General features: G+C 59.0%; 26 protein-coding genes. 7 read left to right on the top strand and 19 right to left on the bottom strand.

Features of this window, described 5'->3' with window-relative positions; genetic code table 11:
- Positions 1–8 precede the first annotated feature (8 nt).
- The 9 genes from tuf to fkpA form a co-directional block, all read right to left on the bottom strand.
- On the bottom strand, positions 9–1,193 hold the full coding sequence (tuf, locus tag AC6I7Z_RS01620; protein WP_033752981.1) for an elongation factor Tu: 1,185 nt from the start codon (positions 1,191–1,193) through the stop codon (positions 9–11).
- A gap of 70 nt (positions 1,194–1,263) precedes the next feature.
- Positions 1,264–3,378, bottom strand: a complete 2,115-nt coding sequence (gene fusA / locus AC6I7Z_RS01615) for an elongation factor G (protein WP_033752983.1) — start codon at positions 3,376–3,378, stop codon at positions 1,264–1,266.
- Between the two features lie 93 nt (positions 3,379–3,471).
- The gene (rpsG, locus tag AC6I7Z_RS01610; protein WP_013510774.1) at positions 3,472–3,942 is read right to left on the bottom strand and encodes a 30S ribosomal protein S7; all 471 of its coding nucleotides are present in this window, start codon (positions 3,940–3,942) and stop codon (positions 3,472–3,474) included.
- A gap of 96 nt (positions 3,943–4,038) precedes the next feature.
- Positions 4,039–4,413, bottom strand: a complete 375-nt coding sequence (gene rpsL / locus AC6I7Z_RS01605; RefSeq protein WP_003852912.1) for a 30S ribosomal protein S12 — start codon at positions 4,411–4,413, stop codon at positions 4,039–4,041.
- Positions 4,414–4,536: 123 nt separating this feature from the next.
- A complete protein-coding gene (gene tusB, locus AC6I7Z_RS01600; RefSeq protein ID WP_033752993.1) occupies positions 4,537–4,824 on the bottom strand; it encodes a sulfurtransferase complex subunit TusB in 288 nt (95 codons plus the stop codon).
- Positions 4,825–4,833: 9 nt separating this feature from the next.
- Positions 4,834–5,193, bottom strand: a complete 360-nt coding sequence (gene tusC, locus AC6I7Z_RS01595) for a sulfurtransferase complex subunit TusC (protein WP_497812936.1) — start codon at positions 5,191–5,193, stop codon at positions 4,834–4,836.
- Entirely contained in the window at positions 5,193–5,579 is a 387-nt protein-coding gene (gene tusD, locus AC6I7Z_RS01590; protein ID WP_497812935.1) for a sulfurtransferase complex subunit TusD, read from the bottom strand. Before tusD ends, tusC begins: the two co-directional genes overlap by 1 nt.
- Positions 5,579–6,301 carry a helix-turn-helix transcriptional regulator gene (locus tag AC6I7Z_RS01585; RefSeq protein ID WP_033792553.1) on the bottom strand — a complete coding sequence of 241 codons (723 nt, stop codon included), beginning with the start codon at positions 6,299–6,301 and terminating at the stop codon, positions 5,579–5,581. The genes tusD and AC6I7Z_RS01585 overlap by 1 nt, the downstream gene beginning before the upstream one ends.
- A 165-nt stretch (positions 6,302–6,466) precedes the next feature.
- Positions 6,467–7,294 carry an FKBP-type peptidyl-prolyl cis-trans isomerase gene (fkpA, locus tag AC6I7Z_RS01580; protein WP_497812934.1) on the bottom strand — a complete coding sequence of 276 codons (828 nt, stop codon included), beginning with the start codon at positions 7,292–7,294 and terminating at the stop codon, positions 6,467–6,469.
- Between the two features lie 280 nt (positions 7,295–7,574).
- Between fkpA and AC6I7Z_RS01575 the strand changes: the two genes are divergently transcribed.
- The gene (locus AC6I7Z_RS01575) at positions 7,575–7,793 is read left to right on the top strand and encodes a SlyX family protein (protein ID WP_033753004.1); all 219 of its coding nucleotides are present in this window, start codon (positions 7,575–7,577) and stop codon (positions 7,791–7,793) included.
- A gap of 184 nt (positions 7,794–7,977) precedes the next feature.
- Here AC6I7Z_RS01575 and slyD read toward each other — a convergent pair whose 3' ends face one another.
- The 4 genes from slyD to kefG all read right to left on the bottom strand — a co-directional run bounded on the left by slyD (position 7,978) and on the right by kefG (position 11,300).
- Positions 7,978–8,535 carry a peptidylprolyl isomerase gene (gene slyD / locus AC6I7Z_RS01570; RefSeq protein WP_096072150.1) on the bottom strand — a complete coding sequence of 186 codons (558 nt, stop codon included), beginning with the start codon at positions 8,533–8,535 and terminating at the stop codon, positions 7,978–7,980.
- A 193-nt stretch (positions 8,536–8,728) separates the two neighbouring features.
- A complete protein-coding gene (locus tag AC6I7Z_RS01565; protein ID WP_033753007.1) occupies positions 8,729–8,923 on the bottom strand; it encodes a YheV family putative zinc ribbon protein in 195 nt (64 codons plus the stop codon).
- Between the two features lie 20 nt (positions 8,924–8,943).
- Positions 8,944–10,749, bottom strand: coding sequence for a glutathione-regulated potassium-efflux system protein KefB (gene kefB / locus AC6I7Z_RS01560; protein WP_286868894.1), 1,806 nt, complete (start codon positions 10,747–10,749; stop codon positions 8,944–8,946).
- Entirely contained in the window at positions 10,749–11,300 is a 552-nt protein-coding gene (gene kefG, locus AC6I7Z_RS01555; protein ID WP_497812933.1) for a glutathione-regulated potassium-efflux system ancillary protein KefG, read from the bottom strand. The genes kefB and kefG overlap by 1 nt, the downstream gene beginning before the upstream one ends.
- A gap of 113 nt (positions 11,301–11,413) precedes the next feature.
- Between kefG and AC6I7Z_RS01550 the strand changes: the two genes are divergently transcribed.
- Positions 11,414–13,318 (top strand): ABC transporter ATP-binding protein, encoded by a 1,905-nt coding sequence (locus AC6I7Z_RS01550; protein WP_497812932.1) that lies wholly within the window; start codon positions 11,414–11,416, stop codon positions 13,316–13,318.
- Positions 13,319–13,610: 292 nt separating this feature from the next.
- Here the strand turns inward: AC6I7Z_RS01550 and tauD are convergent, their stop codons facing one another.
- Genes tauD through tauA form a run of 4 tightly spaced genes read right to left on the bottom strand, consistent with a single transcriptional unit; the run spans position 13,611 to position 17,029 of the window.
- A complete protein-coding gene (gene tauD, locus AC6I7Z_RS01545; protein WP_497812931.1) occupies positions 13,611–14,450 on the bottom strand; it encodes a taurine dioxygenase in 840 nt (279 codons plus the stop codon).
- Complete coding sequence (gene tauC, locus AC6I7Z_RS01540) at positions 14,447–15,274, bottom strand: taurine ABC transporter permease TauC (protein ID WP_048784960.1); 828 nt, start codon at positions 15,272–15,274, stop codon at positions 14,447–14,449. Before tauC ends, tauD begins: the two co-directional genes overlap by 4 nt.
- A complete protein-coding gene (tauB, locus tag AC6I7Z_RS01535; protein WP_497812930.1) occupies positions 15,271–16,038 on the bottom strand; it encodes a taurine ABC transporter ATP-binding subunit in 768 nt (255 codons plus the stop codon). The genes tauC and tauB overlap by 4 nt, the downstream gene beginning before the upstream one ends.
- Before the next feature lie 10 nt (positions 16,039–16,048).
- The gene (gene tauA / locus AC6I7Z_RS01530) at positions 16,049–17,029 is read right to left on the bottom strand and encodes a taurine ABC transporter substrate-binding protein (RefSeq protein ID WP_497812929.1); all 981 of its coding nucleotides are present in this window, start codon (positions 17,027–17,029) and stop codon (positions 16,049–16,051) included.
- Positions 17,030–17,266: 237 nt separating this feature from the next.
- Here tauA and AC6I7Z_RS01525 point away from each other — a divergent pair, with 237 nt between their 5' ends.
- Positions 17,267–18,247 (top strand): LacI family DNA-binding transcriptional regulator, encoded by a 981-nt coding sequence (locus AC6I7Z_RS01525; protein WP_497812928.1) that lies wholly within the window; start codon positions 17,267–17,269, stop codon positions 18,245–18,247.
- 1 nt (position 18,248) lies between these two features.
- Here the strand turns inward: AC6I7Z_RS01525 and AC6I7Z_RS01520 are convergent, their stop codons facing one another.
- Positions 18,249–18,851 (bottom strand): LysE family translocator, encoded by a 603-nt coding sequence (locus AC6I7Z_RS01520; protein ID WP_497812927.1) that lies wholly within the window; start codon positions 18,849–18,851, stop codon positions 18,249–18,251.
- 58 nt (positions 18,852–18,909) lie between these two features.
- Between AC6I7Z_RS01520 and AC6I7Z_RS01515 the strand changes: the two genes are divergently transcribed.
- The 3 genes from AC6I7Z_RS01515 to AC6I7Z_RS01505 all read left to right on the top strand — a co-directional run bounded on the left by AC6I7Z_RS01515 (position 18,910) and on the right by AC6I7Z_RS01505 (position 21,072).
- Complete coding sequence (locus tag AC6I7Z_RS01515; protein ID WP_497812926.1) at positions 18,910–19,926, top strand: hydrolase; 1,017 nt, start codon at positions 18,910–18,912, stop codon at positions 19,924–19,926.
- Positions 19,923–20,141: a YheU family protein gene (locus AC6I7Z_RS01510; protein ID WP_033753035.1), complete on the top strand. Its 219-nt coding sequence runs from the start codon at positions 19,923–19,925 to the stop codon at positions 20,139–20,141. Before AC6I7Z_RS01515 ends, AC6I7Z_RS01510 begins: the two co-directional genes overlap by 4 nt.
- Positions 20,142–20,202: 61 nt before the next feature.
- Positions 20,203–21,072: a phosphoribulokinase gene (locus tag AC6I7Z_RS01505; protein ID WP_497812925.1), complete on the top strand. Its 870-nt coding sequence runs from the start codon at positions 20,203–20,205 to the stop codon at positions 21,070–21,072.
- Between the two features lie 226 nt (positions 21,073–21,298).
- Here AC6I7Z_RS01505 and AC6I7Z_RS01500 read toward each other — a convergent pair whose 3' ends face one another.
- On the bottom strand, positions 21,299–21,703 hold the full coding sequence (locus AC6I7Z_RS01500; RefSeq protein WP_033753042.1) for an OsmC family protein: 405 nt from the start codon (positions 21,701–21,703) through the stop codon (positions 21,299–21,301).
- A 300-nt stretch (positions 21,704–22,003) separates the two neighbouring features.
- Here AC6I7Z_RS01500 and crp point away from each other — a divergent pair, with 300 nt between their 5' ends.
- On the top strand, positions 22,004–22,636 hold the full coding sequence (crp, locus tag AC6I7Z_RS01495) for a cAMP-activated global transcriptional regulator CRP (protein WP_000242758.1): 633 nt from the start codon (positions 22,004–22,006) through the stop codon (positions 22,634–22,636).
- Positions 22,637–22,681: the final 45 nt, after the last annotated feature.

Below are 22,681 nucleotides of genomic sequence, written 5' to 3'. Positions count from 1 at the left end.
TAACGCAATTAAGCGATAACTTCAGCAACAACGCCCGCGCCAACGGTACGGCCGCCTTCGCGGATTGCGAAGCGCAGACCCTGGTCCATCGCGATCGGATGGATCAGAGTAACGGTCATTTTGATGTTGTCGCCCGGCATTACCATCTCAACGCCTTCCGGCAGTTCGATGTTGCCAGTCACGTCAGTTGTACGGAAGTAGAACTGCGGACGGTAGCCTTTGAAGAACGGAGTGTGACGACCGCCTTCTTCTTTGGACAGAACGTAAACTTCTGACACGAAAGTGGTGTGCGGCTTGATTGAGCCCGGCTTAGCCAGTACCTGGCCACGCTCGATCTCTTCACGCTTGATACCACGCAGCAGAACGCCGACGTTCTCACCAGCCTGACCCTGATCCAGCAGTTTGCGGAACATTTCAACGCCAGTACAGGTTGATTTCGCGGTGTCTTTGATGCCCACGATTTCAACTTCGTCGCCAACTTTCACGATGCCGCGCTCAACACGACCGGTAACAACGGTACCACGGCCAGAGATTGAGAATACGTCTTCGATCGGCAGCAGGAACGGCAGGTCGATTGCGCGAACCGGATCCGGGATGTAGGTATCCAGGTGGCCAGCCAGCTCAACGATCTTCGCTTCCCACTCAGCGTCGCCTTCCAGTGCTTTCAGCGCAGAACCGCGAACGATCGGAGTGTCGTCGCCCGGGAAGTCGTACTGTGACAGCAGGTCACGGACTTCCATCTCAACCAGTTCCAGCAGCTCTTCGTCATCAACCATGTCGCACTTGTTCAGGAACACGATGATGTACGGAACGCCAACCTGACGACCCAGCAGGATGTGCTCACGGGTCTGCGGCATCGGGCCGTCAGTCGCAGCAACAACCAGGATAGCGCCGTCCATCTGCGCAGCACCGGTGATCATGTTTTTCACATAGTCGGCGTGGCCCGGGCAGTCAACGTGCGCGTAGTGGCGAGACGGGGTTTCATACTCAACGTGAGAGGTGTTGATGGTGATACCACGTGCTTTCTCTTCCGGCGCGTTATCGATCTGGTCGAATGCGCGAGCCTGGCCGCCGTAGGTTTTAGCCAGAACGGTGGTGATTGCTGCAGTCAGGGTGGTTTTACCGTGGTCAACGTGACCGATGGTGCCCACGTTTACGTGCAGTTTGTTACGTTGAAATTGCTCTTTCGCCATGGCGATAATCCTTACTGTTATGCCTTCATCATTGATGAAGGCATCTGTTCACAATTTTTAAACCGTAGCCTTATTTGCTACGAGCTTCAATAACGGCCTGAGCGACGTTGTTCGGCGCATCATCGTACTTCAGGAACTCCATGGAGTAAGAAGCACGGCCTTTAGTCAGAGAACGCAACTGCGTCGCGTATCCGAACATTTCAGACAGCGGAACTTCAGCGTGAATCTGAACGCCGGTAGCGTTAGATTCCTGCCCTTTCAGCATACCACGACGACGGCTAAGGTCACCGATGACGTCACCGGTGTTCTCTTCCGGAGTCTCTACTTCAACCTTCATGATCGGCTCAAGCAGTACCGGCTGCGCTTTCTTAAAGCCATCTTTAAAGGCGATAGAAGCGGCCAGTTTAAACGCCAGCTCTGAGGAGTCCACGTCATGGTAAGAACCGAAGTGCAGACGCACGCCCAGATCAACAACCGGATAACCTGCCAGCGGGCCAGATTTCAGCTGTTCCTGGATGCCTTTGTCAACCGCAGGGATGTATTCGCCAGGAATCACACCACCTTTGATATCGTTGACAAATTCGTAGCCTTTCGGGTTTGAACCCGGCTCCAGCGGGTACATGTCGATAACAACATGACCATACTGACCGCGACCACCAGACTGCTTGGCGTGTTTACCTTCGATGTCGGTAACTTTAGAGCGAATCGCTTCGCGGTAAGCAACCTGCGGTTTGCCCACGTTCGCTTCAACGTTGAATTCACGCTTCATGCGGTCAACGATGATGTCGAGGTGCAGCTCACCCATACCGGCGATGATGGTCTGGTTAGACTCTTCGTCAGTCCATACGCGGAATGACGGGTCTTCTTTAGCCAGACGGCCCAGAGCCAGACCCATTTTTTCCTGGTCAGCTTTGGTTTTCGGCTCAACGGCGATAGAGATTACCGGCTCCGGGAACTCCATGCGTTCCAGGATAATCGGGTTGCTCGGGTCACACAGGGTGTCACCGGTGATCACGTCTTTCAGACCGATCGCAGCCGCGATGTCGCCCGCGCGAACTTCGCTGATCTCTTCACGTTTGTTGGCGTGCATCTGTACGATACGGCCGAAACGCTCACGTGCGGATTTCACAGAGTTCAGTACGGTGTCACCTGAGTTAACCACGCCAGAGTAAACGCGGAAGAAGGTCAGGTTGCCCACGAACGGGTCGTTGGCGATTTTGAACGCCAGCGCAGAGAACGGCTCGCTGTCGTCAGCGTGACGCTCAGCAGGCGTGTCTTTACCGTCGTCCAGCATACCGTTGATCGCAGGAACGTCAGTCGGTGCCGGCAGGTATTCAACCACGGCATCCAGCATTGCCTGAACACCTTTGTTCTTGAACGCAGAACCACAGGTAACCAGGATGATTTCGTTGCGCAGTACGCGCTGACGCAGAGCGGTTTTGATCTCTTCTTCGCTCAGCTCTTCGCCGCTGAAGAATTTCTCCATCAGCTCTTCAGAAGCTTCTGCTGCCGCTTCGATCAGCTTGCCGCGCCACTCTTCAGCCAGTTCCTGCATGTCGGCCGGGATATCTTCGTAAACGAAGGTAACGCCCTGGTCGGCATCGTTCCAGTTGATGGCTTTCATTTTGATCAGGTCAACGACGCCGGTGAAGTTCTCTTCAGCGCCGATAGCCAGCTGCAGCGGAACCGGAGTCGCGCCCAGACGGGATTCAATCTGACCAACAACTTTCAGGAAGTTCGCGCCCATACGGTCCATTTTGTTAACGAACGCGATACGCGGAACTTTATATTTGTTTGCCTGACGCCATACGGTCTCAGACTGCGGCTGCACGCCACCTACAGCACAGTAAACCATTACTGCGCCATCGAGCACACGCATTGAACGTTCTACTTCGATGGTGAAGTCAACGTGTCCAGGGGTGTCGATGATGTTGATACGGTGCGGCTCAAACTGCTTAGCCATACCGGACCAGAATGCGGTGGTCGCTGCAGACGTGATGGTAATACCACGCTCCTGCTCCTGCGCCATCCAGTCCATGGTCGCTGCGCCATCGTGTACTTCACCGATTTTGTGGTTAACACCGGTGTAGAACAGGATGCGCTCGGTCGTCGTGGTTTTACCGGCGTCGATGTGTGCGCTGATACCAATGTTACGGTAGCGCGCAATGGGTGTTGTACGAGCCATTTGATTCCTCTGATTCTCGGACGTTCAAAATTAGTCGAACCCAGCGGGTTAGCATTTTGCACGCCCGCTGGTTTAACAACAACTACGTGGCGATTACCAGCGGTAGTGAGCGAACGCCTTGTTGGCTTCTGCCATGCGGTGAACGTCTTCACGTTTCTTAACTGCAGTACCTTTGTTTTCTGCAGCGTCAGAAAGTTCGTTCGCCAGGCGGAGAGCCATAGATTTATCACCGCGTTTACGAGCAGCTTCTACGATCCAACGCATTGCCAGGGCATTACGACGAACCGGACGGACTTCAACTGGTACCTGATAGGTAGAACCACCAACGCGACGTGACTTAACTTCGACAGTCGGACGTACGTTTTCGAGGGCTACTTCAAAGGCTTCCAGCTCGTTTTTACCAGAACGCTGAGCCAGGGTCTCAAGCGCGGTATAAACGATTGATTCAGCAGTAGATTTTTTACCATCTACCATCAGGATATTTACAAATTTGGCCAGCAGCTCTGATCCGAACTTAGGATCCGGCAGGATTTTACGCTGACCAATGACGCGACGACGTGGCATGGAAATACTCCGTTGTTAATTCAGGATTGTCCAAAACTCTACGAGTTTAGTTTGACATTTAAGTTAAAACGTTTGGCCTTACTTAACGGAGAACCATTAAGCCTTTGGCTTCTTCACGCCGTACTTGGAGCGAGCCTGCTTACGGTCTTTAACACCTGAGCAGTCCAGCGCGCCACGAACGGTGTGGTAACGCACACCTGGCAGGTCTTTAACACGACCGCCACGGATCAGGATCACGGAGTGTTCCTGCAGGTTATGACCTTCACCGCCGATATAGGAGGTAACTTCAAAACCGTTAGTCAGACGAACACGGCAAACTTTACGCAGTGCGGAGTTCGGTTTTTTCGGAGTGGTGGTGTACACACGGGTACAAACACCACGTTTTTGCGGGCAAGCTTCCAGCGCAGGCACGTTGCTCTTTGCAACTTTGCGTACGCGTGGTTTGCGAACCAGCTGGTTAACTGTTGCCATTAAATAGCTCCTGGATTTGCTTTTGCTTCGTAAACACGTAATAAATCGCCCCGTATAACTACGAGGACGCAGAATTTTAGGGCTGAGCCCATAGGGTGTCAAGAAATAACCAGGCTTTACGCATTACCAGGTCATTTGCTGCCGATGTTTTTCAGTGAGCGCGACGAAACCAGTATAGTCTACCGGCCTTATTTTGGCTGAAATTTGACCAGCAAGGCCGCGCGCGATCACGTCTTCCGTCAGCACCCACAGCGTGGCGGGCGACGTCAGCAAGCGGCTCAACGCGCTGCTGCCTTCCAGCGCGCCCAGCACGCCGTCCTGCAGCAGCAGTAAATCGTCTTCCGCCGTCAGCAAGAGCAGCAGCGTGTCGAGGTCGCTGTAATAAGGTGAATGCATCAGGGTGTGCAGCATAGCGCGCTCTTAAAAGGTGATGATGCGATCGTAGGTCGCCAGCTGCTGCCGCAGCGCCGCCGCATCCAGAATACCGACATCCATGACGCGCGCGCCCTCTTCCGCCAGGCCGCGTTCGCACAGCGCTTCGCGGCTGATATAGCACTGCTCGATATCATACAGCGCCAGCACGCCAAACGTGGCGGCGTGATTGCGCGCGAGGATCTTCTCCGGCTGCTGGTCAGGCATGAGTTGCAGAACGCCGTCGCCGATAAAGAACAGCCCTATCGACTCGCTCAGCGCGCCGGTGGCCAGCGCGGCGTCGAGCCCCTCGCGGCCAGCGCTGCTGCCGTGCGGCGCGCGGGTAAACACAAACGCGACGCGATTCATTAAAACTGCACCAGTCGATCGCAGCCGAGCGCGGCTTCCGCCAGCGCGCCCAGGCCGCTGAGTTCAAATCCCGACTGCAGATTGCTGCCCGCCAGCTGCAGCCGCTCCGCCTCCTGGGCGTCGGTAACGCCGCGGCGCAGCGCGGCGGCCACGCAGATATTCAGCGCCACGCCCTGCTTCTGATGCAGCTCCAGCCAGGCGCGCACGATATCCGCCTCGTCGCTGGCCGGCGCGGTAAGCTCATTGGCGTTCAGCACGCCCTCGCGATAGAAAAAGACGCTCTGCAGCTGATGACCAGCGGCCAGCAGCGCGCGGGCGAACAGCAAGGCGCTGCTCGCCTGCTGCGTGCCGTAGGCCGGACCGGTCACCAGCAGGGTGTAGCGCATCAGCGCTCCTGCCCCTGAAAATCGCCGTTCTTGAACTGGCGAATATAGAGATAGACGGTGTGCTTAGAGATATTGAGGCGATCCGCGACCTGATTGATAGCGTCTTTGATATCGAAGATGCCCTTCTCATAGAGGTTCAGCACGATCTGGCGATTCTTGGCGTTATTAGAGACATTGCGATCGGCGCTCACCTCTTCGATGGTGAACTCCAGCGTTTGCGTCACCAGATCTTCCACCGAGCTGGCGAAGTTCACGTTTGAATCGACCTGATGCATCTCCGGCGGCATAAAGGTCGACATAATCTGCGAGAACGGCACATCGAGGTTCATGTTGATGCACAACAGCCCAATGACGCGCTGCTGCCGGTTGCGTATCGCGATAGTGACCGATTTCATCAGCACGCCGCTTTTGGCGCGGGTGAAATAGGCGCGAGAAACGTTGCTGTCCGCGCCGTGCATATCGTGCAGCATGCGCAGCGCCAGATCGGTAATCGGCGAGCCCACTTTACGGCCGGTATGCTCGCCGTTGGCGATGCGCACCGCCGAACGCTTCAGATCTTCCAGCGAATGCAGCACGATTTCGCAGTGCGAACCAATCAGCATCGCCAGGCCGTCGACCACCGCCTCATAGGATCGGAGGATATCGTAGTCCGTCTGCTCGAAGGGACGCTGCTCCAGTAAATCGAAGTCGCTCAGTTCGCCGGGATTGAATGGATTTGACATCGAAGACATTACCCTAAATGGCTGGAGCCTGTCTCAGCGCAGCGGGCAGACTCTTTTTATTGGGAAAGTTATGCAGAGGATAGTCTGGCAAATGTCGCACGCTTATGCCAGAGCTTTGTCGCAGGCTGGAAATGAAACCGCCGCCCGAAGGCGGCGGCAGACAGATTATTGAGCTTTCTTCGCGTCGGCGGCTGGCGCCTGCGCTTTCTCATCTGCTTTTGGTGCCGGCTTGATGTCGAGCAGTTCAACATCGAACACCAGCGTTGAGTTGGCCGGAATGCCCGGCACGCCGTTTTTGCCGTAGGCGAGCTGCGGCGGGATCACCAGCTTGATTTTGCCGCCTTTTTTCACGTGCTTCAGACCTTCGGTCCAGCCCGGGATCACGCCGTCGAGACGGAAGGAGAGCGGCTCGCCGCGCGTATAGGAGTTATCGAACTCGGTGCCGTCGATCAGGGTGCCTTTGTAGTTCACGACAACGGTATCGCTGTCTTTCGGCGCGTCGCCGCTGCCTTCTTTCTCTACTTTATACAGCAGGCCAGATTCGGTTTTCTTCACGCCGCTCTCTTTGGCGAACTTGTCGGCGAAAGCGGTGCCTTTATCAGCGTTCTCTTTCGCGTCTTTTTCCATCTTCGCCTGCGCGGCGCCTTTCACGCGGCCTTCAAAGGCCTGCAGAGTCTGCTCGATCTCTTGATCGGAGAGTTTGCTCTTGCCGCCAAACGCATCCTGAACGCCAGCGATCAGCTGATCTTTGTCCAGCTTGATGCCCAGTTTCTCCTGTTCCTTCAGGGAGTTGTCCATGTAGCGACCCAGCGAGGCGCCCAGAGCATAGGCTGATTGCTGGTCTTCATTTTTGAAGGCCGCATTTTTTGGCGCCTGCGGTGCCGCATCGCTCGCAGCAGGCGCTGCGGTCGCTTCGGCTGCCATTGCCAGCGGCGCGTTCAGCGCGATGGCCATGGTGGTGGCTAACATTGTGACTTTAAACAGTGATTTCATCCTTTCTCCAAAACCGAAGCGTCTCACCTCGGGAATTATTGCGGACTAAAGCTCCACACTATAACTGTACGCGGCAGCGGCGAACACTCCCGCAGCGTAATTACCCGGTTCTCCTCCGACCTTTTTTGCATCAGGAAGTTTCATCAGAGATGATGCTGCAAAAGGCGTTATTCAACCCTATACAGGCGGAGCGGCAAAGAAATCGGGTGATTCTTACCGGGGAAGCCGTAGAATCAGCGCCTGATGCGAGATTCGCAGCGTCGTACTATAAGGAGAGGTCATGCAACAATCAGAGTGGGAACAACGGCTTGAAGCGCTGGAAAGCAAGCTGGCCTTTCAGGAGCTGACCATCGATCAGCTTAATCAGACGGTGGTGCAGCATGAGCTGGAAATGGCGAAAATGCGCGAGCAGCAGCGCCTGCTGCTGGATAAGCTGAAAGCGGCCGCGCCGTCGATGGTGGCGTCGCAGTCGGAAGAGACGCCGCCTCCGCATTATTGATCTGTCCAGAATGGCTGCGCAGCAGCGATGCCGCGTTGCTGCGTCAGCCGGAGATGCTCACATACCGCGGTATACTCCGCTCTCCCGCTTCCTGGCGCCTTGCCTCGCCGCTTGCTCGCGCATTCTTCGATCGCAAAGGCAAAAAAAAAGCCACCTCGAAGGTGGCCTTTGAAATCTGGGTGGCTTAGTGGTTGCAGCCGCAACCGCCGTGGCTGCCGCAGCCGCCGTTGCCGTGATCGTGACCATGGTCATGATCGTGGTCATGGTCGTGACCGTGCTCGCCGTGAACGTGGCCGTGCGCCAGCTCTTCCGGGGTCGCTTCGCGGATTGCGACAACTTCCACGTTGAAGTTCAGGTTCTGACCCGCCAGCATGTGGTTGCCGTCAACCACGACGTGCTCGTCTTCCACTTCGGTGATTTCAACCGGAACCGGACCCTGATCGGTTTCCGCCAGGAAGCGCATGCCAACCTGCAGTTCGTCAACGCCCATAAAGACGTCTTTAGGAACGCGCTGCACCAGGTTGTCGTCGTACTGGCCATATGCATCGTTAGCCGGAATATGCACGTCAAACTTGTCGCCGACATCGTGATTTTCCAGCGCTTTTTCCAGACCAGAAATCAGGGAACCATGACCGTGCAGATAGTCTAACGGCGCACTTACCGGCGACTCGTCAACCAACACACCATCTTCTGTACGTACCTGATAGGCCAGGCTCACCACCAGGTCTTTTGCTACTTTCATGATATCTCCTAACCGTTGAGAACTAAGATCCCGTCTCATTGGTCTATTCTTGCGTGCAATAACACCAACCAGAAAGGTTCGGGGCTGAGATCGCCTCTTGCGCGATGCGATTAACCTCAGCGTTAGTGGCGCCGATTGTATCGGAATTCAATCCCGCTGTAAGTTTAAGCGTAAAAAAAGCTGCGCCATTTCGCTACTCGGGATGGAAAATACCGATCACTTGCTCCTGGCTGCGAACCTGATCGCGAACCTGCTTGTCCGCCTCGCGCATCTGGTGTCCGCACTTCACGCACTCCACGACGTCAACGTTGTTTTCTCGCCACATCGCCAGCGTGTCTTTTTCCTGACAGTGCGGGCAAACCGCACCGGCAATAAATCTTTTACGCATAGTAGTTAACCTGTTTGCTGTTACTGATCTTCGTCCCAGTCGTCGATCTGTCGTCTCTCATGCTGCATCTCGCGCTGGAAAATATCCTCCAGCTCGCGCCGCGCCTCGCGCACGCGGGAGATCTGGGCGTTGTCCGTGTGATTCGGCATCAGCTCGCGCAGCATGCGCATATCGAGACGGCGGAAGTGCAGCTGCGCGCGCTGCGCCTGATGCGGATGCATGCCGACCGAAATCAGCGCCTTGCGTCCCAGCTCCAGCGCGCTGGAGAAGGTTTCACGCGAGAACTGCGTGACGCCCGCCAGCAGCAGCTCGTGCGCCTCGACGCGCCCGCGCGCGCGCGCCACAATCTCCAGCTGCGGAAAGTGCTGCTGACAGAGATGCACGATCGCCATGGTATCTTCCGGCTCGTTGCAGGTGATGACGATCGACTGCGCGCTGGCCGCGCCGGCGGCGCGCAGCAGCTCCAGCTCGGTGGCATCGCCATAGTAAACTTTGTAGCCGTACTTGCGCATCAGGCTGACCGCGCTGATATCGCGCTCCAGCACCGTGATCCTTTTATTATTGGCCATCAGCAGACGGCCCACCACCTGCCCCATTCGGCCGAAGCCCACCACGATTACCTGCGGCTGGTCATCCTCCACGAACGGCTTTTCGCCATCTTCGTCCACTTCATTAAAGCGCCGCGCCAGCAGCTTATCGATCGCCTGCATCAGCAGCGGCGTGGTCATCATCGACAGCGTGACCGTCACCAGCAGCAGCGGCAGCTGATCGCCAGCGAACAGGCGCGCCGAGGAGGCGGCGGAAAAGAGTACAAAGGCGAATTCGCCGCCCTGGCTCAGCACGCCGGCGAACTGCTGACGCTCGGAGCTGCGCAGGCCATAGACCCGCGCCAGCACATAGAGCACCAGCGTTTTCACCGTGACCAGAATCAGCACGCCGAGCAGGATCTCCAGAATATGGGTATAGAGCACGCCGAGGTTGAGCGCCATGCCGACAGAGATAAAGAACAGCCCGAGCAGCAGCCCCTTAAAGGGATCGATGGCGACTTCCAGTTCGTGGCGGTACTCGCTCTCTGCCAGCAGGATACCGGCGATAAAGGTGCCCAGCGCCATCGACAGTCCGAGGGCGTCCATAAACAGCGCCGAGCCCAGCACCAGCAGCAGCGCGGCGGCGGTAAAGACCTCGCGCACGCCGGAGGCGGCGATAAAGCGGAAAATCGGCCGCAGCAGGTAGCGTCCGCCCACCAGCATGCCGGCGAACGCCAGCACCTTCATGCCGATCTTCATCCAGTCGATATTGCCGCTGTCGCTGCCCGCCAGCAGCGGCACCAGCGCCAGCGCCGGGATCACCGCCAGATCCTGGAACAAGAGCACCGAAAAGCCGAGCTGCCCCGCCTCGCTGCGGTTCATGCCTTTGTCGCGCATCAGCTGCAGCGCCATCGCGGTCGAGGACATTGCGAGGCCGATGCCGCCAATCACCGCGGCCTGCCAGCTAAAGTCGCTCAGCCACAGCAGCGCGCCGAGGATGCCGGCGGAGATCAGCACCTGCGCGGCGCCGACGCCAAAAATCGAACGTCGCAGCGCCCAGAGCTTCGACGGATTCAGCTCCAGCCCGATGATAAACATCAGGAACACCACGCCCAGCTCCGAGAAGTGCAGGATCTCATCGACGTCGCTGATAAAGCCCAGTCCCCAGGGGCCGATAGCGATACCGGCCACCAGATAGCCCAGCACCGCGCCAATGCCGAGACGCGCGGCGATGGGCACAATCAGCACCGCCGCCACCAGATAGATCACCCCTGCGGTCAGCAGCGTTTGTCCTTCCATCAGAGACCTCCGTTGGGCAGCGGCGCGGCAAGCCATTCGCCATAGGCGCGGGCAAAGTGGCCCATCACCTCTTTCGGCTGTCGCCGCGCCCAGTAAAGGATCATCGGCGTCATCCAGTGCATGCGGCACATCTGCGCGGTGAGTTCGAACGGGCGCATAATGTCCGACATGGAATAGCGGTTAAGGCCGTTCTGCTGATAGGCCGCCTCCGGCTCGCCGGTGGTGATCACGCTGCGCCAGTATTTGCCTTCCAGCGCGTTGCCGTCGACGCCGTTGGCGAAGCCGCGCGACAGCACGCGATCCAGCCACTCTTTCAGCAGCGCGGGACAGCTATAGGTATAGAGCGGATGCTGAAAAACGATCACCTGATGTTCGCGCAGCAGCTGCTGTTCATAGTGAATATCGATAAAAAAATCAGGATAGTGGGCGTACAGATCGTGTACGGTGACGTTCTCCTGTTTCTGCGCCGACTGCAGCAGGACCCGATTTGCTATCGACTCCTGCGTTTCCGGATGGGCGTAAAGCAGCAAAACTTTTGCTGGCTGCGACATAGTTATCCTCTTCCAAAGCGTCGTCATAGCGGCGCTTTTCCGCTACCATGCACGACGCGACACCCTCTAATTATGTGGTGGGTAAATTAACATATTCTGACGATACGGCGCTTATGATTGTCTTTTCTTCTCTGCAAATCCGCCGCGGCGTCCGCGTGCTGCTCGATAACGCTTCCGCCACCATCAATCCCGGTCAGAAAGTCGGTCTGGTGGGCAAAAACGGCTGCGGCAAATCGACCCTGCTGTCGCTGTTAAAAGGCGAGATCGCCAGCGACGCCGGCGGCGTGACCTTTCCCGGCAACTGGGCGCTGGCCTGGGTTAACCAGGAGACCCCGGCGCTGAGCAAACCGGCGCTGGAATACGTTATCGACGGCGATCGCGAATATCGCGAGCTTGAGGCGCAGCTGGCGGACGCCAATCAGCGCAACGACGGCAACGCCATCGCGCTGCTGCACGGCAAGCTGGACGCGATTCAGGCGTGGAGCATTCACGCCCGCGCCTCAAGCCTGCTGCATGGCCTCGGTTTTAGCCAGGAGCAGCTGAACCGTCCGGTGAGCGACTTCTCCGGCGGCTGGCGTATGCGCCTTAACCTTGCACAGGCGCTGGTCTGCCGTTCAGATCTGCTGCTGCTTGACGAACCCACCAACCACCTCGATCTCGACGCGGTGATCTGGCTGGAGCGCTGGCTGAAAAGCTACGAAGGCACGCTGATCCTGATCTCGCACGACCGCGACTTCCTCGATCCGGTGGTGGATAAGATCATCCATATCGAGCAGGAAAGCCTCTACGAGTACACCGGCAACTACAGTTCGTTCGAACGCCAGCGTGTCGCTAAGCTGGCGCAGCAGCAGGCGCTGTTTGAAAGCCAGCAGGAGAAAGTGGCGCACCTGCAAAGCTATATCGACCGCTTTCGCGCCAAGGCCTCGAAGGCGAAGCAGGCGCAGAGCCGCATCAAGATGCTGGAACGCATGGAGATGATCGCGCCGGCGCACGTCGACAACCCCTTCAGCTTCAGCTTCCGCGCGCCGGAAAGTTTGCCCAACCCGCTGCTGAAGATGGAGAAAGTCACCGCAGGCTACGGCGAGCGCATTATTCTCGACGCCATCAAGCTCAATCTGGTGCCGGGCTCGCGCATCGGCCTGCTGGGCCGCAACGGCGCGGGCAAATCGACGCTGATTAAGCTGCTGGCAGGCGAACTAACTCCGCTCGACGGCGAAGTCGGGCTGGCGAAAGGCATTAAGCTGGGCTACTTCGCGCAGCATCAGCTGGAGTATTTGCGCAGCGACGAGTCACCGCTGCAGCATCTGGCGCGTATCGCGCCGAAGGTACTGGAGCAGCAGCTGCGCGACTATCTCGGCGGCTTCGGCTTCCAGGGCGACAAGGTCAGCGAAGTCACGGCGCGCTTCTCCGGCGGCGAAAAGGCGCGGCTGGTGCTGGCGCTGATCGTCTGGCAGCGCCCTAACCTGCTGCTGCTCGACGAACCGACCAACCACCTCGATCTCGACATGCGCCAGGCGCTGACCGAAGCGCTGATCGATTTCGAAGGCGCGCTGGTGGTGGTCTCGCACGATCGTCATCTGCTGCGCGCCACCACCGACGATCTCTATCTGGTGCATGACGGCAAGGTCGATGTCTTCCCGGGCGATCTGGAGGATTACCAGCAGTGGCTGAGCGACCTGCAGAAGCAGCAGGCGCAGGCGGACGCCGCGCCGAAGCAGGGCAACGGCAACAGCGCGCAGGCGCGCAAAGATCAAAAGCGTCGAGAGGCTGAGCTGCGCACGCAGACGCAGCCGCTGCGCAAAGCGATCGAGAAGCTGGAGAAGCAGATGGCGAAATGTCAGAGCCAGCTCACCGAAGCGGAAAACCAGCTGGCCGACGGCGACATTTACGATCCATCCCGCAAAGCGGATCTGACCGCGGCGCTGCAGCGTCAGGCAGAGAGCAAAGCGGCGCTGGAAGAGGCCGAGATGGCGTGGCTGGATGCTCAGGAGCAGCTGGAGGCGATGCTCGCCTCCTGACTTTCGCTTTTCGCTTTTCGCTTTTCGCTTTTCGCTTTTCGCTTTTCGCTTTTCGCGGACTTAAAACGATCGTACCGGAGCGAGACAAGGCGCCAGCCGCGCCATAAGCGGAGCATACTGACGTATGTGAGCATTATGGCGCGGCGCAGCAACGCCGTCGCAGCCCGGTACGGACGTTTTAATATAAGCACGCCATAAGCGGAGCATACTGACGTATGTGAGCATTATGGCGTGGCGCAGCAACGCGGTCGCAGCCCGGTACGGACGTTTTAATGTAAGCAGTACGGACCTTTTAAAAAGGCCGATCCCCCAGCACCGTCGCCCGATGCATCACCCGCCTTGCCGGATAATAATCCGCATTCGCATAGTGCTGCGTCACGCGGTTATCCCAGATCGCCACGTCATTCGGCTGCCAGCGCCAGCGCACCTGAAACTCCGGCTTAGTCGCATGCGCATAGAGCAGCTCCAGCACGGCGTGACTCTCTTTCTCGCTCAGCTCGACAATCCGCGTGGTAAATCCTTCGTTAACGAATAGCGCCTTGCGCCCGCTCACCGGATGGGTGCGGATCACCGGATGCTGCACCGGCGGATGCTTCGCCACCGCCTCCTGCCAGCGTTGATGCTCCTCCTCGGTTCGACGATATTTATACTCCTGGAACGACTTCCTGAAGTCGTGCTCGGCGTGCAGCCCCTCCAGCAACGTCTTAATCGGGGCGGAAAGGGTTTCATATGCTGCGATGCCGCTCGCCCACAGGGTGTCGCCGCCTGACTCGGGCAGCAGCTTTGACGCCAGAATCGCCACCGCCGGCGGCGTGTTGATAAAGGTCACGTCGGTGTGCCAGTTGTCGTTATCCGGCGGATTATCCTGATGCGTATCCAGCACGATGATCTCCTCCACGCCCTCGGCATGCGGATAAACCGGGTGAATATGCAGATCGCCGAAGCGCGCCGCCAGCGCGCGCTGCTGATGCGGCGTAATCAGCTGGTCGCGCAGAAACAGCACCTGATGGCGCAGCAGCGCGTGATAGAGCTGTTCAAACTGGGCGTCGCTGAGCGGCCGGGTTAAATCGAGATTCGCCACCTGCGCGCCAATGTAAGGGCCGAGCGCGGTGATGTTCAGCTTTTCGTTCATGATTGTTCTCCGTTCCAGGGCGTCAGCCGACGCTGCAGGGCGCGCAGCCCGAGTTCTAAGGTAAAGGCGATCAGCGCGATGACGGCGATGCCCGCCAGCACCACGTCGGTTGCCAGAAATTCGCCGGCGGACTGCACCATAAAGCCGAGCCCGCGCGTCGCGGCGATTAGTTCCGCCGCCACCAGCGTCGACCAGCCGACGCCGAGGCCGATGCGCAGGCCGGTCAGGATCTCCGGCAGCGCGCCGGGCAGGATCACCCAGCGCAGCAGCTGCCAGCGGCTGGCGCCCAGCGACTGCGCGGCGCGGATGCGCACCTGCTGCGTATTGCGCACGCCCGCCAGGGTCGAGAGCGTGACCGGCGCGAAAATCGCCAGATAGATCAACAGGATTTTGGAGGTCTCGCCGATACCGAACCAAATTACCATCAGCGGCAGATAGGCGAGCGGCGGCACGGGACGATAGAGTTCAATCAGCGGGTCGAGCAGGCCGCGCACCGCCGGGCTCAGCCCCATCGCGATGCCGACCGGAATGCCGATGGCCGCCGCGGCGAACAGGGCGACCAGCATGCGCGTCAGGCTGGCGGCGAGATGCTGCCACAGCGTAGCGTCCATAAAGCCCTGCGGGCTGGCGATCAGCAGCAGCTTGCTCAGCACCTGCTGCGGCGCCGGCAGAAACAGCGGGCTAATCAGCCCCAGCGCCGTGACGCTCCACCAGATCAGCAGCAGCAGCGCCAGGCTCAGCAGGCTCAGGCTGAACGAGCGGGAAAAGGGCCAGCGCAAACGTCGACGCGCCGCCGTGGTTTTGTCGTTAATCACCGCGCTCATGCAAAGGCCTCCCGCTGCTCGAACACCCGGCTCAGCACATATTCGCGCTGCGCAATAAAGTCAGGATCGGATTTAATGGCGCGGCAGGGTTCGCCGGCGGCGAAGCGCTGGCCGAAGTTAAGCTTCAGGCGCTCTACGATGCGGCCCGGCCCCGGCGAAAGCAGCAGCAGCTCGCTGGCGAGAAACACCGCCTCTTCGATATCGTGTGTGATAAGAAAAATTTGCTTGCCGCTGTCGCGCCACAGCGTCAGCAGTAGCGTTTGCATCTGCTCGCGGGTAAAGGCGTCCAGCGCGCCGAAAGGCTCGTCGAGCAGCAGCAGCTGCGGATCTGCTGCCAGCGCGCGGGCAATGCCGACGCGCTGGCGCTGACCGCCGGAGAGCTGCCAGATGGGGCGGTTCTCCGCGCCTTCCAGCCCCACCTTCTTAATCAGCCGCCGCGCGATGGCGTTGCGCTCGCCGCGCGCCATTCCCGCAAGCTGCAAACCGAACGACACATTGTCCAGCACGTTGCGCCACGGCAGCAGCCCTTCATGCTGAAACACCACGCCGCGCTCCGCGCCCGGCCCGCTGATGGTTTTCCCTTCCAGCGTGATGCTGCCGGACTCGACCGGCAAAAAGCCGGCGATCAGGTTCAGCAGCGTGGTTTTGCCGCAGCCCGACGGTCCGAGCGCCACCAGCAGTTCGCCTTTATCCAGCTGCAGGTTGATATCCTGCAGCGCGGGTCGTCCGTCATAACGCGCGTTGAGATGAGCGATGCGCAGCATGGGGTTCTCCTTACTGTTTCGCCAGCGGCTCGACAAAGCGGGTGGTGACGAAGTCGCTGTAGTCGGCATTCGCCTGCGGCACTTTGCCCTGCTCTTTCAGGAAATGCGCCGTATCGACAATCGCTTTATTCACCGGCTTGCCCAGCTGCTCTACCTGCTGCTGCGCCGTGAGATAGGTATTGCCCTTCACCAGATCCGGCACCTGCGCCTCCGGCACGCCGCTCAGGCGCGACAGCTTGCTCAGGTTATCCGGCTGCTTCAGCCATCCATCCGGATTGTCGATATAGGGTTTCTGCGCCTCAAGGGCGCTGCGGGCGAAGGCGGTCACCACCTCAGGATGCGCCTTCGCGAAATCTTTGCGCACTACCCAGACGTCGAGCGTCGGCGATCCCCACTGCCCAACCTGGGAAGAGTCGGTCAGCACCTTGCCATCTTTCTCGAGCTGGTTGACGGCGGGCGCCCAGACGTAGGCGCCGTCGATATCGCCGCGCTGCCAGGCGGCGATAATCGCGGGCGGCTGCAGGTTCACCAGCTGCACTTCGGTCGGCTTGATGCCCCAGTGCTTCAGCGCCGCCAGCAGGCTGTAGTGGGTGGTGGAAATAAAGGGCACGGCGATGCGCTTGCCAATCAGATCTTTCGGGCCGCTGATGCTTTTCTTCACTACCAGCGCCTCAGAGTTGCCGAGCTGGGACGCCAGTAAAAAGGCTTCGATCGGCAGCTGCTGGGTGGCGGCCACCGCCAGCGGGCTGGAGCCGATATTGCCGATCTGCACGTCGCCCGACGCCAGCGCGCGCAGCACGCCCGCTCCGCTGTCGAACTTACGCCAGTCGACGGTCGCGCCGCTCTCTTTGGCGAACGTGTTGTCCGCCTGCGCGACTTTGGCCGGTTCGGCGGAGGTCTGGTACGCCACCGTCACATTGACGGCCTGCGCCTGAAAAACCAGCAGCGAAAGCGCCGCGGCCAGAAGGGTTAAGGGTCTCTTTACTGCCATGATGTCGCACTCCGCCAGGATTTGATGATGGGCGCAGTGTCGCCAGCGACGATGATTTCATAAAGGAATTAAAAATTATTCTTAATAAACAGATGTTCTTAGATCATGATCGGCAAAGCTGATGCGAAATCTGGCAATAGATACGCCATTATTGAGACAAAATGGCAGGCGCTCACATTGCCGCTGTGCTATTGATAAGGCTCTACGGTAAACCGACGAAAAAAGGGTTGCGGCAACATGTCCATCGAGAAGGTCGCGCTGCTGGCGGGCGTATCAAAAGCAACGGTATCCCGCGTGCTTAACGATCATCCAGGGGTGAAAGCGGATACGCGCGATCGGGTGCTGGCGGCGATCTCCGCCAGCGACTATCAGCCCAATCTGCTGGCGCGCCAGCTGCGCACCGCCCAGAGCCATATGCTGCTGGTGCTGATCTCCGATATTACCAATCCCTTCTGCTCGCGCGTGGTGCAGGGTATCGAAGCGGAAGCAGAGGCGCAGGGCTACCATATTCTGCTCTGCAACTCCGCCTCGCAGCTGCGGCGCGAATCCGCCTATCTCGGCCTGCTGACCGGCAAAGTGGTGGATGGCGTTATCACCATGGATGCGGCGTCTGCGCTGCAGGATATCGCCGCCCTTATCGGCGACGCGCCCTGGGTGCAGTGCGCAGAGTACGATCCCGCTATACCGGCTTCTTCCGTGGCTATCGATAACCGCGATGCGGCGCAGCAGACGGTGCGCTATCTGGCGGGCAAAGGCCGCCGCCGTATCGGGCTGGTGAACAGCGATATGCGCTACCTCTATTCACACCAGCGGGAGGCGGGCTATCGCGCAGGGCTGGATCAGCTGGCGCTGCCGTGGCGCGGCGTGGCTTATACCAGGGAGATTTCATGCGAGGCGGGCAGCCAGGCGCTGCGCCAGCTTTTGCAGCAGCCCGAACCGCCTGACGCGGTGCTGGCGGTATCGGACGTGCTGGCGGTAGGCGTGGTGCACGCCGCGCGGGAGGCGGGTTTGCGCGTGCCGGAGGATCTCGCCGTCGTCGGCTTTGACGGCATCCCCTTTACCAGCAGCCTCAACCCGCCGCTGACCACCGTCGAGCAGCCGATGTATCAACTGGGCGCGCGCAGCGTGCAGCTCTTGCTACAGCGCATTCGCCGTCCGACGTCGCCCGTGGTGCGCGAAGTGCTGCCGTGGAGGCGCGTCGAGCGCGCCTCCAGCTAGCTCAGCGCCAGATCAGTAGCACGCAGGCGGCGGTCAGCAGCCCCATCGCCAGGTTAAAAATGGTCCAGGCGCGGCGGCTGCGCAGAATGCGGCCGATCAGCGCGCCGAAACCGATCCAGATAACGCCCGCCACCAGGTTAACCAGAAACATGCCGAAGCTGATGGCCGTCACCGAGTGCAGATAGGCGGAGCCGGCAAGGCTAAAGCTGGCGATCGCGCCCAGCGCCATCAGCCAGGCTTTCGGATTGATCAGCTGCAGCAGGCCCCCCTGCCAGAACGGCATCGGTTTCGGCGGCGCGTCGCCGGTTTCCAGCTCTTCATAGGCGGCGGTGGCGATTTTCCACGCCAGCCAGAGCAGATAAAGGCTGCCGGCGATCTTCAGGATAAGGTGCAGCGCGGGATAGAGCAGGATCAGGCTGCCGACGCCGAACGCCACCATCAGCAACATCAGCTGCATGCCGATCATAATGCCGATCATCAGCGGCACCGTGCGCCAGAAGCCGAAATTGGCGCCGGACGCGGTGAGTAACATATTATTAGGGCCTGGCGTGATAGCAGCGACCCAGAGAAAACCTAACATTGAGAAAAACAGGCTCAGTTCCATGAACGGGCGCTCCTTACCCCCAGATTCGCAACAAGCCTAACGAAGCTAACAGTGTGATATGGATCAGACAAGTGCTGGCGATATGAATTTTACTCCTGAGGCAGCGGCGAGCTTTATGCCGCCGCGCGCCCTGCGCAATCCGCATCTGCAGACGGTGCTGCCGCGTCTGGTGCGCCGTCGCCTGCTGCTGCGTCCGCACTGGCAGCGCCTCGACCTGCCGGACGGCGACTTCGTCGATCTCGCCTGGAGCGAAGATCCGCAGCAGGCGAGCCATAAGCCGCGCGTGGTGCTGTTTCACGGTCTGGAGGGCAACTTCCACAGTCCTTACGCTCACGGGCTGATGCACGCCTGCCAGCGTCACGGCTGGCTCGGCGTGGTGATGCACTTTCGCGGCTGCGGCGGCGAGCCGAACCGCCTGCATCGCATCTATCACTCCGGCGAAACCGAAGACGCCGCCTTTTTTCTGCGCTGGCTGAAAACGCGCTGGGGCGATGCGCCGACCGCTGCGGTAGGCGTCTCGCTCGGCGGCAATATGCTGGGCTGCCTGCTCGGCAGGCTGGGCGACGCCGCGCCGCTCGACGCCGGGGTGATCGTCTCCGCGCCGCTGCTGCTGGAGCCGTGTAGCCTGAAGCTGGAACAGGGATTTTCGCGCTTTTATCAGCGCTATCTGCTCGACCAGCTGAAAAAGAACGCCGAGCGCAAACTCCTCGCCTGGCCGGGAACGCTGCCGGTGGATCTGCCGCAGCTCAGAGCGCTGCGTCGCCTGCGCGACTTCGACGACGCCATTACCGCCCGCGCCCACGGCTTTCTTGACGCGGGCGACTATTACCGTCGCGCCAGCGCCATGCCGCTGCTGAAAAATGTGCGCAAGCCCTTGCTGATCATTCACGCGAAAGACGATCCTTTTATGACTGACGAGGTGATCCCGCAGCTGGATCGGCTCTCAGCCAGTACCACCTATCAACTCACGCCGCATGGCGGACACGTTGGCTTTGTCGGCGGCACGCTGCGTCAACCGCAGATGTGGCTCGAGCAGCGTGTGCCGCAGTGGCTTACACAGTGGCTCTCATCATGATTATTCCCTGGCAACAGCTCGATCCCGACACCCTTACCAACCTGATCGAAGCCTTTGTGCTGCGCGAAGGCACCGACTATGGCGAGCAGGAGCGCAGCCTGGCGCAAAAGGTGGCCGACGTGCGCCGCCAGCTGGAGCGCGGCGACGTGGTGCTGGTCTGGTCGGAACTGCATGAAACCATCAATATCATGCCGCGCAGCGAATTCCGCGGCTGATGCGTCGAGGCGCTTTTCGTGTTAACAATGCTCATCGCCCGACTTTAAAGGGAGCTTTTTCATGTCAGCACGACACCCGATTATTGCGGTAACCGGCTCCAGCGGCGCCGGCACCACCACCACCAGCCTGGCGTTTCGTAAAATTTTCCAGCAGCTCAATCTGCACGCCGCCGAGCTGGAGGGCGACAGCTTCCACCGCTATACGCGGCCGGAAATGGATATGGCGATCCGCAAGGCGCGCGATTTAGGGCGTCACATCAGCTATTTCGGCCCGGAAGCCAACGATTTCGGCCTGCTGGAGCAGACTTTTATCGACTACGGCAATGCGGGCAAAGGCCAGTCGCGCAAATATCTGCACACCTACGACGAAGCGGTGCCCTGGAACCAGGTGCCCGGCACCTTTACGCCGTGGCAGCCGCTGCCGGAAAATACCGACGTGCTGTTTTACGAAGGGCTGCACGGCGGCGTCGTCACGCAGCAGCATAACGTGGCGGAGAAGGTCGATCTGCTGGTGGGCGTGGTGCCGATCGTCAACCTGGAGTGGATCCAGAAGCTGGTGCGCGACACCGGCGAGCGCGGCCACTCGCGCGAGGCGGTGATGGACTCGGTGGTGCGCTCGATGGAGGATTACATCAACTTCATCACGCCGCAGTTCTCGCGCACCCACATTAACTTCCAGCGCGTGCCGACCGTCGATACCTCGAACCCGTTCGCCGCGCGCGAAATTCCGTCGCTGGACGAGAGCTTTGTGGTGATCCATTTTCGCGGGCTGGAGAATATCGACTTCCCCTATCTGCTGGCGATGCTGCAGGGCTCATTTATTTCGCACATCAATACGCTGGTGGTGCCGGGCGGCAAGATGGGGCTGGCGATGGAGCTGATTATGGCGCCGCTGGTGCAGCGGCTGATGGAAGGCAAACAGATCGCCTGACCAGGTCTGGCGCGGTCGCGGGTAGCAAGGCCCGATCGCAAAGACGCAAAAAACGGCATCCCTGCCAGCTCGGCCCGCGCGTATACGCCCCTCATCCTTGATGGGGCGCCCGTAAACGGGCCAACGCGTTGCGTTGTTCAAAAACGCTCCCGGCGTTTTTGTCCATGGCGCGGGACGCTTTGCTCTTCGGGCCTTGCTACCCGCTCCTTACGTACAGTGCGCTTTTTTACAGCGCGACCACTTCATAGCTATGGGTCATCTCTACGCCTTTGCCCAGCATTAACGCCACCGAACAGTACTTCTCCGCCGAGAGATCCACCGCGCGCGCGACCGCTTTATCGCTCAGCGCCTTGCCGGTGACCACGAAATGCAGATTAATATGGGTAAACAGGCGCGGCGCCTCTTCGCGACGCTCCGAGGTCAGCTTCACCTCGCAGTCCACCACATCGTTGCGGCCTTTTTGCAAAATAGAGACCACGTCGATGGCGCTACAGCCGCCCGCGGCCATCAGCACCATCTCCATCGGACTAGGCGCTTTATCGCCGGAGTTGCCGTCCATCAGGATCTGATGTCCCGACGCCGACTCGCCGAGAAAGGTTAATCCTTCGACCCACTTCACTCTTGCCTGCATGTTTCTACCTCGAGAATAGCCCGTTTGCCGCCAGAGTACGCGTTCACCTGGCAAACAGCAATCCAGAGTAATCCCCCCTTTGCTGAAGCGAGACAACAGAAGACAGTCGGCAAAAGCTGTGCTACAAACAGTGCTGAAAATAGTTCGTTCTGATAGGGACGAAGACGGGACATCTCAAGCGCCTGGCGCAAAATAAGGCCCGAATAATCTCCTTTAGGGGAAACGCTTGAAGCTTTCATCGCCTGGCAGGGACTCATCTCCCCGCGTTTTGGGCACGATTACAACAGAGGATAATAGCGAATGGTTCTCGGCAAACCGCAAACAGACCCTACACTCGAATGGTTCCTGTCCCATTGCCATATTCACAAATATCCATCCAAAAGTACGCTGATTCATCAGGGTGAGAAGGCTGAAACCCTCTACTACATCGTGAAAGGTTCCGTTGCGGTGCTGATCAAAGATGAAGAGGGCAAAGAGATGATCCTCTCTTACCTGAATCAGGGTGATTTTATCGGCGAGCTTGGCCTGTTTGAAGAAGGTCAGGAGCGCAGCGCCTGGGTACGTGCGAAAACCGCGTGCGAAGTAGCGGAAATTTCCTACAAGAAATTCCGTCAGCTTATCCAGGTGAATCCGGATATTTTAATGCGTCTCTCTTCGCAGATGGCGCGCCGTCTGCAGGTTACATCGGAAAAAGTGGGCAATTTAGCTTTCCTCGACGTGACCGGACGTATTGCACAAACCCTGCTTAACCTGGCGAAGCAGCCAGACGCCATGACGCATCCCGACGGCATGCAAATCAAAATTACTCGTCAGGAAATTGGCCAAATCGTTGGTTGCTCGCGTGAAACCGTGGGCCGCATTTTGAAAATGTTGGAAGACCAGAATCTGATTTCCGCACACGGCAAAACCATTGTCGTTTACGGCACCCGCTGATTTCCTCTCACTCACGGCGTGATGTCACCGTCACGCCGTTACTGT

It is taken from the genome of Pantoea sp. X-Soil-MYKO-1289, assembly GCF_059730625.1.
Note: the sequence above shows the minus strand (reverse complement) of the source record. Positions and strands in the feature narration are given on the sequence as shown.

Bases quoted from the DNA above. Each gene is read 5' to 3' on its own strand.
- tauC (WP_048784960.1), bottom strand. From the start codon at position 15,274: ATGAGCGCGGTGATTAACGACAAAACCACGGCGGCGCGTCGACGTTTG.
- fkpA (WP_497812934.1), bottom strand. From the start codon at position 7,294: ATGAAATCACTGTTTAAAGTCACAATGTTAGCCACCACCATGGCCATC.
- tusC (WP_497812936.1), bottom strand. From the start codon at position 5,193: ATGAATCGCGTCGCGTTTGTGTTTACCCGCGCGCCGCACGGCAGCAGC.
- fusA (WP_033752983.1), bottom strand. From the start codon at position 3,378: ATGGCTCGTACAACACCCATTGCGCGCTACCGTAACATTGGTATCAGC.
- tauD (WP_497812931.1), bottom strand. From the start codon at position 14,450: ATGAACGAAAAGCTGAACATCACCGCGCTCGGCCCTTACATTGGCGCG.
- tusB (WP_033752993.1), bottom strand. From the start codon at position 4,824: ATGCTGCACACCCTGATGCATTCACCTTATTACAGCGACCTCGACACG.
- rpsL (WP_003852912.1), bottom strand. From the start codon at position 4,413: ATGGCAACAGTTAACCAGCTGGTTCGCAAACCACGCGTACGCAAAGTT.
- kefG (WP_497812933.1), bottom strand. From the start codon at position 11,300: ATGTCGCAGCCAGCAAAAGTTTTGCTGCTTTACGCCCATCCGGAAACG.
- tuf (WP_033752981.1), bottom strand. From the start codon at position 1,193: ATGGCGAAAGAGCAATTTCAACGTAACAAACTGCACGTAAACGTGGGC.
- AC6I7Z_RS01585 (WP_033792553.1), bottom strand. From the start codon at position 6,301: ATGTCAAATCCATTCAATCCCGGCGAACTGAGCGACTTCGATTTACTG.
- rpsG (WP_013510774.1), bottom strand. From the start codon at position 3,942: ATGCCACGTCGTCGCGTCATTGGTCAGCGTAAAATCCTGCCGGATCCT.
- AC6I7Z_RS01525 (WP_497812928.1), top strand. From the start codon at position 17,267: ATGTCCATCGAGAAGGTCGCGCTGCTGGCGGGCGTATCAAAAGCAACG.
- tusD (WP_497812935.1), bottom strand. From the start codon at position 5,579: ATGCGCTACACCCTGCTGGTGACCGGTCCGGCCTACGGCACGCAGCAG.
- tauB (WP_497812930.1), bottom strand. From the start codon at position 16,038: ATGCTGCGCATCGCTCATCTCAACGCGCGTTATGACGGACGACCCGCG.
- AC6I7Z_RS01505 (WP_497812925.1), top strand. From the start codon at position 20,203: ATGTCAGCACGACACCCGATTATTGCGGTAACCGGCTCCAGCGGCGCC.
- kefB (WP_286868894.1), bottom strand. From the start codon at position 10,749: ATGGAAGGACAAACGCTGCTGACCGCAGGGGTGATCTATCTGGTGGCG.
- AC6I7Z_RS01575 (WP_033753004.1), top strand. From the start codon at position 7,575: ATGCAACAATCAGAGTGGGAACAACGGCTTGAAGCGCTGGAAAGCAAG.
- AC6I7Z_RS01515 (WP_497812926.1), top strand. From the start codon at position 18,910: ATGGATCAGACAAGTGCTGGCGATATGAATTTTACTCCTGAGGCAGCG.
- AC6I7Z_RS01520 (WP_497812927.1), bottom strand. From the start codon at position 18,851: ATGGAACTGAGCCTGTTTTTCTCAATGTTAGGTTTTCTCTGGGTCGCT.
- AC6I7Z_RS01565 (WP_033753007.1), bottom strand. From the start codon at position 8,923: ATGCGTAAAAGATTTATTGCCGGTGCGGTTTGCCCGCACTGTCAGGAA.
- tauA (WP_497812929.1), bottom strand. From the start codon at position 17,029: ATGGCAGTAAAGAGACCCTTAACCCTTCTGGCCGCGGCGCTTTCGCTG.
- slyD (WP_096072150.1), bottom strand. From the start codon at position 8,535: ATGAAAGTAGCAAAAGACCTGGTGGTGAGCCTGGCCTATCAGGTACGT.
- crp (WP_000242758.1), top strand. From the start codon at position 22,004: ATGGTTCTCGGCAAACCGCAAACAGACCCTACACTCGAATGGTTCCTG.
- AC6I7Z_RS01510 (WP_033753035.1), top strand. From the start codon at position 19,923: ATGATTATTCCCTGGCAACAGCTCGATCCCGACACCCTTACCAACCTG.
- AC6I7Z_RS01500 (WP_033753042.1), bottom strand. From the start codon at position 21,703: ATGCAGGCAAGAGTGAAGTGGGTCGAAGGATTAACCTTTCTCGGCGAG.
- AC6I7Z_RS01550 (WP_497812932.1), top strand. From the start codon at position 11,414: ATGATTGTCTTTTCTTCTCTGCAAATCCGCCGCGGCGTCCGCGTGCTG.